We start from the raw sequence: 16,642 nt of genomic DNA on the forward strand, positions 1-16,642 counted from the left end.
CGCGTGTGCTGCGATCACGCCGAGCGGCGCTCGGCACGCCTGATTTCGACGATCAAACTGTTCGAGTCGATCAAGCTCTTGTGTCTTACCAGATCCAGCGCCCAAGATTGAGAGGCTTCCTTGAGCTCGGCGTCAAAATCCTCGCCTTTGTGCAGCGCCGCCTGGACGCCAGCCTGGGTCAGCGGCTCGGTTAGTTCCAAGAGGTTCGTCAAGCTGGCAAGGGCCCGGGCACTGATAAAATCGACCGGTTCCTGCCATTGTTTCAGAATCGATTCGATCCGGCCCTCATGGACAACCGCCGCGGCGCCGGTCTCGCGGATCGCCGTTCTCAGGAACGCACATTTTCTCTGATTCGATTCGACGCAGTGCACCCGCGCGCCGGGACTGTCGGCCAGCAAGATCCCGGTGATGATGCCCGGCAGCCCGGCGCCACTGCCGATATCTACCCATCGGAGCACATCCGGAAACAAGGCGACAAGCTGCGCCGAATCGGCAATATGCCTGGACCAGACTTCTCCGAGCGTATGCGGCGAGACTAGGTTCTGCGCTGGCTGCCATTTGCGCAGCAGCGCGACATAGGTTTCGAGTCGCTCCGCTGTTTCACGTGAAACAGGGAGAATGCGCGTGACGGCCGCGATACTGTCGCTCATGCCGCGGCTCTCTCCGCCCGGCGAATGGCCGTCAGCAAAATAGCCAGCGCTGCGGGCGTCATGCCCTCAATTCGGCCGGCTTGTCCAAGCGTCGCCGGCCGAACCTGGCCAAGCCGCTGCTTTAGCTCGTTCGACAGTCCAGTCAGGGACGCGAAATCGAGAGCCGGATCGATCGCGACGGACTCGTCGCGAGCAACCGCAGCGACGTCGGCCTTCTGCCGATCGAGATAGACAGCGTATTTCGCTTCCGATTCAATCTGGCTGAGAACGCCAGCCGCAAAGCGACCCAATTCTGGCCACAGCCCGACCAACCGCTCCGCATCGATATCTGGATAAGCGAGGAGGTCAAAGGCCGACCGCCGGACACCATCGGCGTTGATCGACAGGCCGCGTCGGTTTGCTTCGGTCGGGGTGACGACAATCGCATCGAAGGCGCCGCGGGCCGCCTCAATGGCCGCCAGCTTGTTGTCAAACGCCGATGCACGTTCCGAACCCACGATCCCGAGGCTCTGGCCCAAAGGCGTCAACCGCTGATCCGCATTGTCGGCGCGCAGCGACAAACGATATTCCGCGCGGGACGTGAACATCCGATACGGCTCGGTGACGCCGCGTGTAATCAGGTCGTCGATCATCACGCCGAGATAGGATTCGGCGCGGCTGAAGATCACACCTTCCTGATCGCCGGCGCGCCGCGCCGCATTGATCCCGGCGGCGACGCCCTGCGCTGCGGCCTCTTCATAGCCGGTGGTGCCATTGATCTGTCCGGCCAAGAAAAGCCCCCGACATCGCTTCGCCTCGAGCGTTGGACCAAGCTCACGCGGATCGACGTGATCATACTCGATGGCGTAACCCGGCCTCAGGATGCTCGCGCGCTCCAGACCCGGAATTGACGCGATGATCGCGGCCTGGACGTCCTCCGGCAGCGATGTCGAGATCCCATTCGGATAGACGGTAGGGTCATCGAGCCCTTCGGGTTCGAGGAAGATCTGGTGGCCATCGCGATCGCCGAAGCGCACCACCTTATCCTCGATGCTCGGGCAATAGCGGGGACCGCGGCTCTCGATCTGGCCTGAATACATGGGCGACCGTGCCAGATTGGCGCGGATCACATCATGCGTTGCTTGGGTCGTGCGGGTAATGAAACAGTCGACCTGTGGGCCGGTGATGGCCGTCGTCAGGGTGGAGAATGGCTCCGGCTCATCATCCCCGGGCTGACGGTCGAGACCCGACCAATCAATTGTCCGTCCGTCGAGCCGCGGCGGCGTTCCGGTCTTCAATCGCGCCAGTTGGAAGCCGATGCGCGTGAATGCCGCCGACAATCCAAGCGCTGGCTTTTCGCCGACGCGCCCGGCCGGAATTGTCCGCTCGCCGATATGGATCAAGCCGCGCAGGAATGTGCCGGTGCTGACGACGACCGCAGCACAGGCAATCCGACGACCATCAGCAAGGACGAGGCCGGCGACGGCGCCGCCCTGGTCGAGGATCAGATCGTCAGCCTCACCTTCGACCACGGTCAGACCGGATGTCTCCCGGACCGCTGCCTGCATGGCCTGGCGATAAAGCTTGCGATCGGCCTGCGCGCGCGGCCCGCGCACCGCCGGCCCCTTGCGGCGATTGAGCAGGCGGAACTGGATGCCAGCAGCGTCGGCGACGCGGCCCATCAAGCCGTCCAACGCGTCCACCTCGCGCACGAGGTGGCCTTTGCCGAGGCCTCCGATCGCTGGATTGCAGGACATGACGCCGATCGTCGCCTGCGCATGCGTTACCAGGGCCGTGCGCGCGCCGGCCCGCGCCGCAGCCGCGGCCGCCTCCGTGCCAGCATGGCCGCCGCCTACGACGACCACATCAAATCGCGTCTCAGTCATGAGCTTCTCTCTCTTCGCCGACGCCATAGCGGAAGCCGCCTCAGCCGTCAAAGCGTCGCACCGTTTCACGTGAAACACCCGGTCTCGCTACCTACTTCCCGATGCAGAATTCGCCGAAGATCACACCGAGCATCTCTTCCACGTCGGTTCGGCCCGTCACGCGCGCAAGACCTTCTGCCGCTTGCCGAAGCTGTTCCGCCACCAGTTCAGGCGCCATGGCACTTGAGATACCCAGCAATCCGTCGCGGGCCGCCATAACCCCGTGGCGCTGACGCTGCCGGGTCAGAAGCGCCGAAGGCCGCGGCTCGGCAAGGCCAAGCGCCTCCCCAACCGACTTGCGCAACTCGTCGAGACCGTCGCCCGTCCGGGCCGACACACCAAGGCCGGACGCCGGACAACCGCCGAGATCCGACTTCGTATGAACAACCAGGATAGGGGCACCCGTCGGCGGTTCTGGCAACGAGCCTTCGCCGTCATCGAGCAGAAGAACGAGATCCGCGGCGGCACCGCGTCGCCTGGCGCGACTGATACCCTCGCGCTCGACGATACTCTCCGTTTCCCGCAGGCCGGCCGTGTCGATCAGCGTGACAGCGTGGCCATCAAGAACCAATTGAACCTCGATCATGTCCCGCGTGGTCCCGGGCTCCGCCGTGACGATTGCGGCTTCACGTCGTGCGAGGGCATTCAGTAGGCTCGACTTCCCAACATTGGGCGCCCCGAGCAACACGACCTCGAAGCCCGCCCGAACACGCTCGCCCCAATGGCCATCATCAAGCAGGCGATCCATCTCCGTCGCCAACACCCCCGCCTCGGCGAGCGCGGTCGCCAGCACGGAAGCGGGCACATCGTCTTCATCGGAGAAGTCCAGCTCAGCCTCGATGAGCGCGCGAGCCCGCAAAAGGCGCATCCGCCACGACTCCAGACGCTCGGACAAACCGCCCTCCGCCAGCGCGAGTGCCTGGCGGCGCTGCATTTCCGTTTCGGCTGCGATCAGATCAGCAAGGCCCTCGACCTCCGTCAGATCCGCCTTGCCGTTTTCGAAGGCCCGCCGGGTGAATTCTCCCGCATCGGCCGGCCGAAAGTCCGGCAAAGCGCCAAGTGTCGACAGCACGGCAGCGATGACGGCGCGCCCGCCATGAATCTGTAACTCGGCAACATCCTCGCCAGTGAAGCTGGCTGGCGCCGCAAAGAACAGCACAACGCCGCGATCAATCGCCGTCCCATCGGAACTACGTAGCGCTCGGACGATCGCGCGGCGCGGCTCGGGAACATCCCCAAGCAATGTTTCGAGCCCGAATCGAACGGCCGGCCCGCTCAGGCGGATCACAGCGACACCGGCTGGCGGCGCGCCGCTCGAAAGTGCGAAGATCGTCTCTGCCGCCATCTGCGCTATGTTCCTTTTAGCTCCTGCGCAATCCGGCGCGCGGGCTCCGGGAGACCATCGACGCCATGTCCGACAATCGGCTCCGCCACGAGAAAAGCCCCTACCTGCTGCAGCACGCCGACAATCCTGTCGACTGGCGTCCCTGGGGTCCGGCGGCGCTCGATGAGGCGAAAGAGACTGACAAGCCCATTCTGCTCTCGATCGGCTACGCCGCTTGCCACTGGTGCCACGTCATGGCGCATGAGTCGTTCGAGCACACCGAGACCGCCGCGTTGATGAACGCTCTCTTCGTCAACATCAAGGTCGATCGCGAGCAACGGCCCGACATCGACCAGCTCTATATGGCAGCGCTGCATGCGCTGGGCGATCAGGGCGGCTGGCCGCTGACGATGTTTCTGACGCCTGATGGCAAGCCGATCTGGGGCGGCACCTATTTTCCGCGCGATGCGCGCTATGGCCGCCCCGGCTTCGCTGACGTGTTGCGGCAGATCGCGGCGCTTTATCGGAACGAGCGGACGCAGATCCTGGAACAGGCCGACAAGATCACAGCGCATATCGCTGCAGCGAGCCGGCCCACCGAGGCAGGCCAATTGGATGCAGCCCTGCTCGATCGAGCCACAGATGCAATCCTTGGCATCATGGATCCGGGCGCCGGCGGCACCCGCGGCGCTCCGAAATTCCCGAACGCCCCTGTCCTCGGATTTCTGGCTGGCCGCGCCGAGGGAACCAACCGGCCGGATCTCACCACGGTCGTCAGCGCCACGCTGCTCGGGCTCTGCAATGGCGGCATCTATGATCATGTCGGCGGCGGCCTGGCGCGCTACAGCACCGATGCGCGCTGGCTGGTGCCGCATTTCGAGAAGATGCTCTACGACAATGCGATGCTGATCGAACAGCTCGCCTTGGCGCTGCCACGCGCTGGCCGGGACGCGGATCTGTTTCGCAGCCGAATCGAAGAGACGATTGCGTGGATGCAGCGTGAACTGCAGCTTGCCGGCGGCGGCTTCGCGGCCGGTCTCGACGCCGATTCGGATGGCGAGGAAGGGCTCTTCTATGTTTGGCAGCGTGACGAGATCGAGCGCGTGCTGGGCAAGGAAGAGGCTGATTTTCTCTCGGCAATCTACGACATCACCGAGACCGGCAACTGGGAAGGGCGGACGATCCTCAATCGCCTCAGCCATCCCGAGCGACTGAGCGCTCAGGACGAGGCGAGATGCCGCCGGGTGCTCGATACGCTCCGCCGCCATCGCGAGACGAGGCCGCGACCTTCGCTTGACGACCAGGCACTGACGGACTGGAACGCGCTCGCGATCACGGGACTTGCGACGGCCGGCTTCCGCCTGCAGCGACCCGATTGGGTTGACCTTGCGAGGACGACCTATGCGGCGATCGTCGACGGCGCCACGGATGAAGGCCGCCTGCGGCATGTCGCCAGCGAGGGCCCCAACCGCGCCCGCGCCTTTGCGACCGATCTCGCCGGGCTGGCGAGGGCCGCGATTGCGTTGCATCAGGCAACTCGAGAGTCTCATTGGCTGGCGGAGGCCGGGCACTGGCTTGACGACCTCGATCGACATAATGGCGACGGCGCGGGCGGCTTTTATCTGGCGCCTGACGACGGCGATGTGTTGATCGTCCGCAAGCGCGATCGGCTCGACGAGGCGACGCCAAATGCCCATGGGATAGCCGCCGAGGCCCATGTCCGGCTCTGGGCGCTGACAGGCAATGACCATTACCGCGCGAAGGCGGATGCGATTCTCGCGGGCTCTGCGGCAACGATCCGAGGCAACGTCTTCGGAACGGCGAGCTTGCTCAGCGCGCTCGATCTCCGCCTGAATATCAGGTCACTGGTGGTGATCGTTCCGGAAGACGCCACCGCGGACGCGCTTCTGGATGCGCTGCGAGCGCATGGCGGGCGTCATCTGGTGGTCGATTGGCGGGCCGAAGGCGCGCCCTTGCCAGAAGGCCATCCGGCTTTCGGCAAGGGAACCGTCGGAGGAAAGCCGACGGCCTATCTCTGCCGCGAGGGCAGCTGTTCGCTGCCCGTGACCGATGCAGCGGCGCTCGCCGCGCTGCTGGAGCGCGGCGTCAGCGCTGATCAGGTATTCATCTGATCGAAGAAATCCGAATTGCCCTTGGTCTGGCGCAGCTTGTCGAGCAGGAACTCGATCGCGTCGACCGTGCCCATCGGCATGAGAATGCGGCGCAGCACATACATCTTCTTGAGGATGTCCGGCGGAACCAGCAGCTCTTCCTTGCGGGTGCCGGAGCGGGTGATGTCGATCGCCGGGAACACGCGCTTGTCGGCCACCTTGCGGTCGAGAATGATCTCGGAATTGCCGGTGCCCTTGAACTCCTCGAAGATGACTTCGTCCATGCGGCTGCCGGTATCGATCAGCGCCGTCGCGATGATGGTGAGCGAGCCGCCTTCCTCGATATTGCGCGCGGCACCGAAGAAGCGCTTCGGCCGCTGCAGTGCATTGGCGTCGACACCGCCGGTCAGCACCTTGCCGGATGACGGAACGACGGTGTTGTAGGCGCGACCGAGGCGGGTGATCGAATCGAGCAGGATGACGACGTCGCGGCCATGTTCGACGAGGCGCTTGGCCTTTTCGATGACCATTTCAGCGACTGCGACATGGCGAGTCGCCGGCTCGTCGAAGGTCGAGGAGATCACCTCGCCCTTCACCGAACGCTGCATGTCGGTGACTTCTTCCGGCCGCTCGTCGATCAGCAGCACGATCAGGTAGCATTCGGGATGATTGACCGCGATCGATGACGCGATGTTCTGCAGGAACACCGTCTTGCCGGTCCGCGGCGGCGCCGTGACAAGGGCGCGCTGGCCCTTGCCGAGCGGTGCGACGAGATCGATGATCCGCGGCGTCAGATCCTTGGAGGTCGGGACCTCCAGCTCCATCTTGAAGCGCTCATTCGGGTAGAGCGGCGTCAGATTGTCGAAATGGACCTTGTGGCGCGCCTTGTCCGGGTCCTCGAAATTGATCGTCGAGACCTTCAGCAGCGCGAAATAGCGTTCGCCGTCCTTCGGGCTGCGGATATAGCCCTCGACCGTATCGCCGGTGCGGAGCGAAAAGCGCCGGATCTGCGATGGCGACACATAGATGTCGTCCGGACCGGCGAGATAGTTGGCGTCCGGGGAGCGGAGGAAGCCGAAGCCATCCTGCAACACTTCCACGACGCCCTGGCCGACGATCTCGACATCGTTGCCGGCCAGCTGCTTGAGGATCGCGAACATCAGTTCCTGCTTGCGCAGGGTGCTCGCATTCTCGACCTCGAGTTCCTCGGCGAAGGCAAGAAGCTCCGTCGGGGATTTGGACTTGAGGTCCTGAAGTTTCATTTCACGCATGAGTTTTGCGAATCTCGCTTGGATTCAAGAAAAAGCGTTCATCGAGGGGATGCGCAGAACTTGAGCTGGGCGGAGCCGCAAAGGGCTGCCCGCGTGGCGCGTTGTTCGGCCCTAGGCAAGGCCAACCGCACCCGTCTGCTTCGACAAGATTGGCGCACCATAGTCGCTCGAACGCCGCTGAGCAAGCGCCACGCTGAAATCTGCGATGGCGTTCAGAACGGCTTGACGACGACGAGGATCACGATCGCGATCATCAGCACCGTCGGCACCTCGTTCGCCAGCCGATAACCACGCTCCGAAACGGTGTTCCGATCCTCGGCGAAGGCGCGCCTTCTGGCTGCAAGCCACATGTGGAAACCGCTCATCACGATGACAAGGGCGAATTTCGCCATGAACCAGCCCTGCCGTTCCCAGCCGCCCATCATCGCGATGGTGAGACCCGTCACCCAGGTCACGATCATCGCCGGGTTCATGATGATGCGCAGGAGCTTCTGCTCCATCACCTTGAACGTCTCGGACTGCGGCGAGCCCCTGGGCGTCGCGGCGTGGTACACGAACAGGCGCGGCAGATAGAAGATTCCCGCCATCCAGCTGATCACCGCAATGACGTGCAGCGCCTTGATCCAGTCATAAGCGGCCATGGCCCTGCTCCCTCGCTCAGCCGCGGACACGGCGGATCAGTTGCTCGACATGAGCGATCGGCGTCTCGGGCACGATCCCGTGACCGAGATTGAAGATGAACGGCGCGCCATCCATCGCAGCAAGGATGTCGTCGACAGCAGCATCCAGCACGGCACCGCCGGCGACCAGCAGCATCGGATCGAGATTGCCCTGCAGCGCTGTAAGGCCGCGAAGCTCTGCCCTGACCGCATCGAGCGAGACCGTCCAGTCGACGCCGACAGCATCGACGCCTGTTTCACCGACAAAATCGCGGATGGCGCGATCGGCGCCTTTCGGGAAACCGATCACTTTCGCGCCCGGCACGCGCTCGCGCACGCCTTCGACGATGCGGCCGATCGGCTCGATCGTCCAGCGGCAGAAGCCTTCCGGCGACAGAACGCCGGACCAGCTGTCGAAGATCTGGACCGCGTCGGCGCCAGCTTCCAGCTGGGCCGCAAGATAATCGATCGAGGCGACGACGATATGGTCGATGAGAGCCGCGAACACCTCCGGCTGGCGCGCCGCGAGGAGACGAGCCGGCGCCTGATCCTTGGTGCCGCGTCCGGCGATCATATAGGTCGCGACCGTGAATGGCGCGCCGCAGAAGCCGATCAGCGCCGTCTCTCGTCCGAGCTTGGCCCTGACGCGCGATACGGTCTCCAGCACAGGCGCGAGGCGTTCGGAAGCCCCTTCGCTAGTCAAGGCGGCGATACCCTCGGCATCGATCGGATCGAGCCTTGGCCCTTCGCCCTGTTCGAACCAGAGATCCCTCCCGAGCGCCTTGGGAATGACCAGGATGTCCGAGAACAATATGGCGGCATCGACACCGAAGCGCTGGACCGGCTGCAAGGTCACGGCTGCAGCGAGCTTCGGGTTGAAGCAGAGATCAAGGAAGCTGCCAGCCTCGGCGCGTGCCGCCAGATATTCGGGCAGGTATCGGCCGGCTTGCCGCATCAGCCAGATCGGCGGCGGTGCGACGGCTTCGCCGCCGAGAACGCGCAGGAGCTTCGAGGTCGTTCCGTCCGGTGGCGACAGGCTGTCCACTGTGACCTCTCTTAATCAAAAGGAAGACTCTAGATTCTGGATTCTTCTTCTTCTTGGCGGGGGATTAGCGTCATTCAGCGCTGTCCACAATCGCAGAGCTCTGCGGCATACGAGCCGGCGACCGCGAAGCCGGTTCTGGGGACATGTGGAGAAGCCGATCCCCCCACAAGCCTATCAGGTTGAATCGCCACAGGACTTTCATGATCGTTAAAATTGGAACGATTGACGCCAGCCTGTTAACGAAGCGTTAGGAATTGAGGCGCTGTCGCCGCAATTCCCGATTCCAGACATCGCGGGATAATCTGTCCCCAGCCTCAGCCCCTGTTGATCGTTTTGAGTGCTTCGGGGAGAGTCTGGCGGGCGACCGCCGGTGCCGGGTCTTTGTCCGCATCTCGTCCACAGCCTTGGGGACAAAAGTGTGAAGAGCGAGCCGCGACATCTGCATCTCCATCTCATCTCCGATGCGACTGGCGAGACGCTGATCACGGTTGCGCGCGCCGCATACGCCCAATATCCGAGCGTTTCCGTCATCGAGCATCTCCATGCCATGACGCGTTCGCCGAAGCAGGTCGAGCGGATACTGGACGATATCGAACGCGAGCCGGGCATCGTCCTGTTCACGCTGGTCGACCGTAGCATCGCCGATCCGCTCGAGGATGGCTGTCGGCTCATTGCCGTGCCCTGCTTCTCGGTGCTCGATCCTGTGCTGCAGGTGTTCCAGTCCTATCTCGGCGCCTCGCGCGAAGGCCGGGCCGGCGCGCAGCATGCGCTCGACGGCGATTATTTCCGCCGCATCGAGGCGCTCACATTCGCGATGATGCATGACGATGGCCAGTTGCCGGAGGAACTCGACCTCGCCGAGATCGTCATCATCGGCGTCAGCCGGACATCCAAGACGCCGACCAGCATCTATCTGGCCAATCGTGGCGTCCGCACGGCCAACATCCCGATCGTGCCCGGCGTTTCGCTGCCAGCCGAGCTCGAACAGGTGACGCGGCCCCTGATCGTTGGCCTGGTGGCGACGCCGGACCGGATCGTGCAGATGCGGGAAAATCGCGTGCTGGCGTTCGCCTCGCTCGGCAATGACGACCCCTATCTCGACCGCGCCGCTGTCGCGGCCGAAATCGCTTCGACGCGGCGCATCTGCGCCCGCAAGGGCTGGCCGGTAATCGACGTTACCCGCCGCTCGATCGAGGAGACCGCGACCGCGATCCTGGCGCTGCATCGGAGTGGCGAACACGGGCGGCGCGAATGATGCGGATCATCCTGGCCTCGACCAGCCATGCGCGGCGCCAGATGCTGGCGCATGCCGGGCTCGATTTCGAAAGCATCGGCGCTCCGGTCGACGAGCGTGCGCTGGAGGCCCCGCTGATCGCGGGTGGGGCAAGCCCATCCGACATCGCGCTGGCGCTCGCCGAAGCCAAGGCCCGCGCCGTGCTTGCGCTCCGGCCGGACGCGCTGGTCATCGGCGCCGACCAGGTGCTCGACCTTGATGACGAGCGGCTGGTGAAACCGGGCAACCGTCATGGCGCGGCGCTGCAGATCGCGCGTCTCGCCGGGCGGACGCATATCCTCCGCACGGCTGTGACGATCGCGCGGGACGGCCACATCGCCTGGCGACATCTCGATAGCGCGACGCTCAGCATGCGCCCGCTCTCGGCCGAGGCGATCGAGCACTATCTCGACGCTGCCGGCGACGGCATTTTCGGCTCGGTCGGCGCCTATCATTTCGAAGAGCGCGGAATTCGGCTGTTCTCGGCAGTCGAAGGTGATTATTTCAGCATTCTCGGCCTGCCGCTGCTGCCGCTCCTCGCAGCGCTGCGTGAGGCAGGCGCCATCGACCGGGACGAAGATCCAGCATGAGCGCATCGAAAATCCCGACCGCCGCCGTTCTGGGCTGGCCGGTCAAGCATTCCCGTTCGCCGCTCATCCACCGGCATTGGCTCGCGCGCTATGGCATCGAGGGCGATTATGTCCGCCACGCCGTTGCGCCTGAAGAAATCAGCGACTTCCTCTCAAGCTTCGCCACTGGCCCCTTTATCGGCGCCAATGTCACGGTCCCGCACAAGGAAGCCGCCTTCGCTGCTGTTGCGAAAGCCGATGGCGTCGCGACTGCGCTCGGCGCCGTCAACACGCTTTGGCTGGAGAAGGGCGAACTCATCGGCGGCAACACGGACGCACTCGGCTTCCTCGCCAATCTCGATCAGCATGTCCCGAACTTCGGCGCGCGGGGCGGTCCGGCGATCGTGCTCGGTGCCGGCGGCGCCGCGCGGGCCGTAATCCATGCCCTGAAGGCCCGCGGCTTCGCGCCTGTATATGTCGTCAATCGCAGCCGGGACCGTGCCGAGGCCATGGTCGAACGTTTTGGCGCGCCGGTGATCGCGGCCGGCTGGCAGGACGTGCCGGGCCTGCTCAAGGATGCAGCTCTCCTGGTCAACACCACGTCGCTCGGCATGGAGGGCCAGCCGCCGCTGGAGATCGACCTCGCACCGGCACCGGACACCATGCTGGTGACCGATATCGTCTATGCACCGCTTGAAACGCCGCTCCTGAAGGCGGCGCGGGGCCGCGGGCTTGCGACCGTCGATGGGCTCGGCATGTTGCTTCATCAGGCGGCACCCGGCTTCGAGCACTGGTTCGGCGTCCGGCCCGAAGTGACGGACGAGCTCCGCCGCATCATCCTTTCGGATATGGGCGTCACCGCGTGATCACGCTCGGGCTGACCGGCTCGATCGGCATGGGCAAGTCGACGACGGCGGCGATGTTCGCGGCACGCGGTGGTGCTGTCTACAATGCCGACATGGCTGTTCACGCGCTCTATAGGCCTGGCGGCGCCGCGGTCGGGCCCGTGGGCGCGCTGTTCCCGGACGCGCTGAAGGATGGCGCCATCGACCGGGGCGTGCTCGGCACTCTGGTTCAGAACGATCCGGCACGGCTCGCAGCGCTCGAGGCGGTGGTCCATCCGCTGGTGCGGGCCGAGGAACGGAGATTTCGACAAGCGGCGCAAACGGCCGGATGCCTTGTCGCGGTGCTCGACATCCCGCTCCTGCTCGAAACACAGGGCGAAAACCGCGTCGATGCCGTCGTCGTCGTATCGGCGCCGGGCGCCATTCAGCGTGAGCGTGTTCTGGCCCGGCCGGGCATGACGGAAGCGCGCTTTGTGGCAATCCTTACGCGGCAGATGCCGGATGAAGAGAAACGTCGCCGCGCGCATTTCATCGTCCCGACAGGCGAAGGGCTCGCCCGGGCGGATCGCGCAGTCGCCGATATCCTGCGGGCGCTCGCGCCCGTCGCTGCCGCACGAGGATATGACGCGGCATGATGGCGCCTTCTCTACGGTTCCGAGATCAGTCCGTTCGGCTCGCCTTGAGCGAGCCTGTTGGGTATGATCGGGTCAAGCGAGGATTGAACTGAACCGATGCGCGAAATCGTCTTCGATACTGAAACCACCGGCCTCGATCCCTTGAAGGGCGACCGTCTGGTCGAAATCGGCTGTATCGAGCTCTATAACCACCTGCCGACTGGCCGCCATTATCACGTCTACATCAACCCCGAACGGTCGATGCCGGACGAGGCGTTTCGTGTGCATGGCCTTTCGGCGGAATTTCTGGCCGACAAGCCGGTCTTCGCATCCGTGGCCGAGGAGTTCGCCACCTTTATCGGCGACGCCCCGCTGATCGCGCATAACGCGACTTTCGATATCGGCTTCATCAATGCGGAGTTTGGCCGGCTCGGCATGCCGGCTGTCGTATCGGCGCGCGTCATCGATACGCTGATGCTGGCACGCAAGAAGCATCCGAACGGGCCGAACTCGCTCGACGCGCTCTGCGCGCGCTATGGCGTGGACACGTCGAAACGCACGCTGCATGGCGGTCTGCTCGACGCGCAGCTCCTGGCCGATGTCTATCTGGAATTGATCGGCGGGCGCCAGCCGGGTCTGATCCTCGTTACGGAGCAGGAGGTCGCCGCAGCGGCAACCGTTGCGGCAGCCGGCGGTGTGCGGCCGATCCTCGTGCGCCCGGCCCCGCTGCCCTCGCGGCTCACGGAAGCGGATCGCGCCGCGCATGCCGCATTGGTCGGCAAGCTCAGCGGCGCGATCTGGACGTCTTATCTCGAACCGGCGGAAAGCCCGCCGGCCTGAGGCATCAGCTCGGGCGGCCGGTCGGCTGGTTCTGCGAGAATTCCATCAGGCGCTGGCGATAGAGCGCCGTGAAATCCACCGGATCGATCAGGAGCGGCGGGAAGCCGCCATTGCGCGTCATGTCGGCGAGGATCTGCCGCGCGAACGGGAACAGCAGCCGCGGGCACTCGATCATCAGGAGCGGCGCCAGGTTTTCCTTCGGCACATTGGCGATGCGGAAGATGCCGGCATAGAGCAGTTCGGCCACGAACAGCACCTGGTCGCCGTCGGTCGCCTTGCCCTCGAGGCGCAGCTCGACTTCGAAATCCTCCGCATCGAGCGGATTGGCCGAAACATTGATGCCGATATTGATCGAAGGGGCCGTCCGGCGCGGACCGAGCGAGCGCGGCGCTTCCGGATTCTCGAACGACTGGTCCTTCACATATTGCGTCAGGACGGAAAGATTCGGCTGGCCCTGATTCGGGTCGCCCTCGGTGCTGTCTGCCATGAACTGGCGCTCCCTCGACGTAAGATCGGCCGCTCCGGCCGCATCCTTCTGGCGTGGCTCGCTAACACTTCCGCCCCCGTGATACAAGCTTGCAAGGCCGGCCTTTCGCCGGCTGCCGCGGCCAGCCCTTGACAGCATCGGTCCTGATCTGCCTTCAACGGGAACATGCACTTGGATCGACGCTCCCAGATACCAGATAAAAGGGAGCATCGGCTCAAAGGGACCGGCCTCGCGGCCTGAGAGGATTAGGACGCCTTCGGCATGAACGGCTTCGTTGACATCTACACGCTGATCTTCCTCGTGCTCGCGGTGGTGATCTTCTGGAAATTGCGCGGCGTGCTCGGCCAGCGAACGGGCAGCGAACGGCCGCCTTTCGATCCGTTCACCCGCAAGAGCGCCAATGACGCCAAAGGCAAGCCGCTCGATGCGCGCCCTGTCGAGGTCGGGCCCGGCGAAAAGGTCATTCCGCTGCCGCGTCGCGGCGATGGCAGCGAAACGGCCTCCGTGACGGCCGATGTCGCTGCGGACCGCATCGCCGCCTATGCGCCCGCCGGTTCGCCGCTGGCGACTGGCCTTGCCGCGGTGATGGCGGCCGACCGCAGCTTCGACCCGAAACAGTTCCTCGATGGCGCCCGCACCGCCTATGAGATGATCGTCACGGCTTTTGCCGAGGGCGATCGCAAGGCGCTGAAGCCCCTGCTCGGCCGCGAGGTCTATGACGGCTTTGCCGGCGCGATCACCGAGCGGGAACAGCGCGGCGAGACCGTCGAGTTCAATTTCGTCGGCATCGACAAGGCCGAATTGCTCGACGCGGCCATGAAGGGCAAATCGGCGCAGGTGACGGCGCGTTTTGTTTCCAAGCTCGTCTCGGCGACGCGTAACAAGGCTGGCGATGTCGTCGACGGCGATCCGGTCGTGGTTGCCGACGTGACTGATATCTGGACCTTCGCGCGCGACACATCGTCTCGCGATCCCAACTGGCTGCTCGTCGCCACCGAAACAGTCGAATAGCGGAGCCGGACCGTGTCCGCGGGGGAAGTGGGTCCGCTTGCGCCCGTCGGCTTCGATGCGCTCGCCGGTTGGGCTGACGATGATCACGCCAGCGCCTTTCGCGCTTTTCGTCTTTCGGCCGAACGCATCGCCGAGCAGCCTCCGAAGACCCGTGCGCTCGGCGTCGATGGCGAGGCGCTCGCGACCGCCGCGCACGCTGCGCTGGCGCTGCCGCACGAGCCGGATGCCGCTGCGGCGCGCGCGTTTTTCGAGATGCATTTCGTGCCGCATGAGGGCGTGGCCGGAGAGGGGTTCTTCACCGGCTATTACGAGCCGGAGGCAGAGGCGGCACGAACGGCGGATGATCGTTTCAAGACGCCGCTGCTGAGGCCGCCGGAAGAACTCTTTGAGGTCGACGAAGTGGCGCCACCTCTGGAGCTTCCGGGCGGCATGCGCTTCGCCCGCCGGACAGCCACCGGTTTCGAGCCCTTCTTCGATCGCGGCGCGATCATGGCTGGCGCTCTCGACGGACGTGGGCTGGAAATCGCTTTTCTCGCCGATCCGGTCGACGCCTATTTCATTCATGTCCAGGGCGCGGCGCGGCTGCGCATGCAGGATGGCAGCCTGCTGCGCGTCACCTATGCGGCAAAATCGGGCCACGACTATCGCTCGATCGGCCGTGAGCTGATCGACCGCGGCGCGCTGCAGCGCGGCAGCGTGACGATGCAGTCGATCCGCGCCTGGCTGGCCGAACATCAGGATGAAGCGGCCGGCGTGATGGCGTCGAACCCGTCCTACATCTTCTTTCGCGAGGCGCCGGTCAACGACCCGGCGCTCGGACCGATCGCCGCCGCGAAGGTGCCGCTCACGCCGGGCCGCAGCCTCGCCGTCGACCGCACGCTGCACACCTTCCACGTCCCTATCTGGATCGAGACCAGCGTGCCGGCAGCCGAGGGCGCCGTGCCCTTCCGCCGGCTGCTTGTGGCGCAGGACACCGGCTCGGCCATTCTCGGCCCGGCGCGCGGCGACATCTTCTTCGGCTCCGGCGATGCCGCCGGAGAAACCGCTGGCCGGATGCAGGCGAAGGGCCGCTTCGTCACGCTCGTGCCCCGGTCGCCGCGATGAGCCGGCGGCGACGCGGCCTGTCGTCGGAAGAGCGCACACTCTGGGCCAACGTGGCACGCACGGCCGTGCCGCTTCGGGCGGCCGAGGCGATCGCACCCGAGCCCGCGCCGCCTGAACCGCCCGTGGAGGAAATGCTGGCAGCCCTGCCGCCGCCGGAAAAGATGATCGCCGCCGCGCTGCAAAAGCCGAAGACGCTGCCGCTGGCGCCGCTCGAGCGGCGGACGCTCAATCGCGTCGCGCGCGGCATTCAGGGGATCGACGGCCGTATCGATCTGCACGGCTTGACCCAGAACGACGCCCATCATCGTCTCCGCGCCTTTCTGGTCGGCGCACAGGCGCGGGGCGCCAAGCTGGTGCTCGTCATCACGGGCAAGGGGCGCACCGGCGACGTGACGCATGCCGCGCATTTCGGCGAGATGGAACGCGGCGTGCTCCGGCGGCGCGTACCGCAATGGCTGGCCGAGCCGGGCCTTCGCGACATTGTCATCGGCTTCGAGGAGGCGCATCGCACCCATGGCGGCGGCGGCGCGCTCTATGTCCGCATCCGCCGCCGGCGCGAGAGCTGATGACACCGTTCGGGCTGCGGCTGCGCGAGATGCGCGCGGAGCGGGGCGTCTCGCTGAAGGACATGGCCGAGGCGATCGGCGTGTCCAGCGCCTATCTCTCGGCGCTCGAACATGGCCGGCGCGGCCGACCGACCTGGCTGATGATCCAGCGCATCATCGCCTATTTCAACGTGATCTGGGATGACGCCGAGGAATTGCAGCGCCTCGCGGCACGCTCGCATCCAAAGGTCACGATCGAAACGGCGGGCCTTGCCGCCGAGGCGACCGAACTCGCCAATCTGCTGGCCGACGAGATCGCCGATCTGTCGCCGGAAGCCCTTCGGACGCTGAAGGCTGTCATTCTCGCGGCGACGCGGCGGAAGCCCTGAG

17 protein-coding genes are annotated in these 16,642 nt (G+C 65.1%); 10 read left to right on the plus strand and 7 right to left on the minus strand.

The window, feature by feature from the left end:
- Positions 1-14: 14 nt before the first annotated feature.
- From rsmG to mnmE, 3 genes are all read right to left on the minus strand, one after another.
- Positions 15-650 (minus strand): 16S rRNA (guanine(527)-N(7))-methyltransferase RsmG, encoded by a 636-nt coding sequence (gene rsmG, locus LB518_RS17065; protein ID WP_224578764.1) that lies wholly within the window; start codon positions 648-650, stop codon positions 15-17.
- The gene (gene mnmG / locus LB518_RS17070) at positions 647-2,515 is read right to left on the minus strand and encodes a tRNA uridine-5-carboxymethylaminomethyl(34) synthesis enzyme MnmG (RefSeq protein WP_224578765.1); all 1,869 of its coding nucleotides are present in this window, start codon (positions 2,513-2,515) and stop codon (positions 647-649) included. Before mnmG ends, rsmG begins: the two co-directional genes overlap by 4 nt.
- Before the next feature lie 91 nt (positions 2,516-2,606).
- Positions 2,607-3,899: a tRNA uridine-5-carboxymethylaminomethyl(34) synthesis GTPase MnmE gene (gene mnmE, locus LB518_RS17075; protein WP_224578766.1), complete on the minus strand. Its 1,293-nt coding sequence runs from the start codon at positions 3,897-3,899 to the stop codon at positions 2,607-2,609.
- Between the two features lie 65 nt (positions 3,900-3,964).
- Between mnmE and LB518_RS17080 the strand changes: the two genes are divergently transcribed.
- Positions 3,965-6,010: a thioredoxin domain-containing protein gene (locus LB518_RS17080; protein WP_224578768.1), complete on the plus strand. Its 2,046-nt coding sequence runs from the start codon at positions 3,965-3,967 to the stop codon at positions 6,008-6,010.
- Here LB518_RS17080 and rho read toward each other — a convergent pair.
- From rho to hemE, 3 genes are all read right to left on the minus strand, one after another.
- Positions 5,995-7,260 (minus strand): transcription termination factor Rho, encoded by a 1,266-nt coding sequence (rho, locus tag LB518_RS17085; RefSeq protein ID WP_073053166.1) that lies wholly within the window; start codon positions 7,258-7,260, stop codon positions 5,995-5,997. The two genes, LB518_RS17080 and rho, sit on opposite strands and share 16 nt — an antisense overlap.
- 212 nt (positions 7,261-7,472) lie before the next feature.
- Positions 7,473-7,901, minus strand: a complete 429-nt coding sequence (hemJ, locus tag LB518_RS17090) for a protoporphyrinogen oxidase HemJ (RefSeq protein ID WP_224578769.1) — start codon at positions 7,899-7,901, stop codon at positions 7,473-7,475.
- Between the two features lie 16 nt (positions 7,902-7,917).
- On the minus strand, positions 7,918-8,955 hold the full coding sequence (hemE, locus tag LB518_RS17095; protein ID WP_224578987.1) for a uroporphyrinogen decarboxylase: 1,038 nt from the start codon (positions 8,953-8,955) through the stop codon (positions 7,918-7,920).
- Positions 8,956-9,382: 427 nt separating this feature from the next.
- Between hemE and LB518_RS17100 the strand changes: the two genes are divergently transcribed.
- From LB518_RS17100 to dnaQ, 5 genes are all read left to right on the plus strand, one after another.
- A complete protein-coding gene (locus LB518_RS17100) occupies positions 9,383-10,219 on the plus strand; it encodes a pyruvate, water dikinase regulatory protein (RefSeq protein WP_224578772.1) in 837 nt (278 codons plus the stop codon).
- On the plus strand, positions 10,219-10,827 hold the full coding sequence (locus tag LB518_RS17105) for a Maf family protein (RefSeq protein WP_224578988.1): 609 nt from the start codon (positions 10,219-10,221) through the stop codon (positions 10,825-10,827). The genes LB518_RS17100 and LB518_RS17105 overlap by 1 nt, the downstream gene beginning before the upstream one ends.
- Positions 10,824-11,672, plus strand: coding sequence for a shikimate dehydrogenase (locus LB518_RS17110; RefSeq protein WP_224578774.1), 849 nt, complete (start codon positions 10,824-10,826; stop codon positions 11,670-11,672). The genes LB518_RS17105 and LB518_RS17110 overlap by 4 nt, the downstream gene beginning before the upstream one ends.
- Complete coding sequence (coaE, locus tag LB518_RS17115; RefSeq protein ID WP_224578777.1) at positions 11,669-12,286, plus strand: dephospho-CoA kinase; 618 nt, start codon at positions 11,669-11,671, stop codon at positions 12,284-12,286. The genes LB518_RS17110 and coaE overlap by 4 nt, the downstream gene beginning before the upstream one ends.
- Before the next feature lie 96 nt (positions 12,287-12,382).
- Entirely contained in the window at positions 12,383-13,105 is a 723-nt protein-coding gene (gene dnaQ, locus LB518_RS17120; protein ID WP_224578779.1) for a DNA polymerase III subunit epsilon, read from the plus strand.
- Between the two features lie 4 nt (positions 13,106-13,109).
- Here the strand turns inward: dnaQ and secB are convergent, their stop codons facing one another.
- Positions 13,110-13,592, minus strand: a complete 483-nt coding sequence (gene secB / locus LB518_RS17125) for a protein-export chaperone SecB (RefSeq protein ID WP_224578781.1) — start codon at positions 13,590-13,592, stop codon at positions 13,110-13,112.
- Between the two features lie 261 nt (positions 13,593-13,853).
- On the opposite strand from secB, the gene LB518_RS17130 reads away from it, so the two are divergent.
- The 4 genes from LB518_RS17130 to LB518_RS17145 are packed head-to-tail and all read left to right on the plus strand — an operon-like array spanning position 13,854 to position 16,641.
- The gene (locus tag LB518_RS17130) at positions 13,854-14,603 is read left to right on the plus strand and encodes a Tim44/TimA family putative adaptor protein (protein WP_224578783.1); all 750 of its coding nucleotides are present in this window, start codon (positions 13,854-13,856) and stop codon (positions 14,601-14,603) included.
- A gap of 12 nt (positions 14,604-14,615) precedes the next feature.
- Positions 14,616-15,707 carry a murein transglycosylase A gene (gene mltA, locus LB518_RS17135; RefSeq protein WP_224578785.1) on the plus strand — a complete coding sequence of 364 codons (1,092 nt, stop codon included), beginning with the start codon at positions 14,616-14,618 and terminating at the stop codon, positions 15,705-15,707.
- A complete protein-coding gene (locus LB518_RS17140; protein WP_224578787.1) occupies positions 15,704-16,273 on the plus strand; it encodes a Smr/MutS family protein in 570 nt (189 codons plus the stop codon). Before mltA ends, LB518_RS17140 begins: the two co-directional genes overlap by 4 nt.
- Positions 16,273-16,641 carry a helix-turn-helix domain-containing protein gene (locus LB518_RS17145; RefSeq protein WP_224578788.1) on the plus strand — a complete coding sequence of 123 codons (369 nt, stop codon included), beginning with the start codon at positions 16,273-16,275 and terminating at the stop codon, positions 16,639-16,641. Before LB518_RS17140 ends, LB518_RS17145 begins: the two co-directional genes overlap by 1 nt.
- Position 16,642: the final 1 nt, after the last annotated feature.

The organism is Mesorhizobium sp. BR1-1-16 (assembly GCF_020165495.1).
Lineage (GTDB): Bacteria > Pseudomonadota > Alphaproteobacteria > Rhizobiales > Kaistiaceae > Kaistia.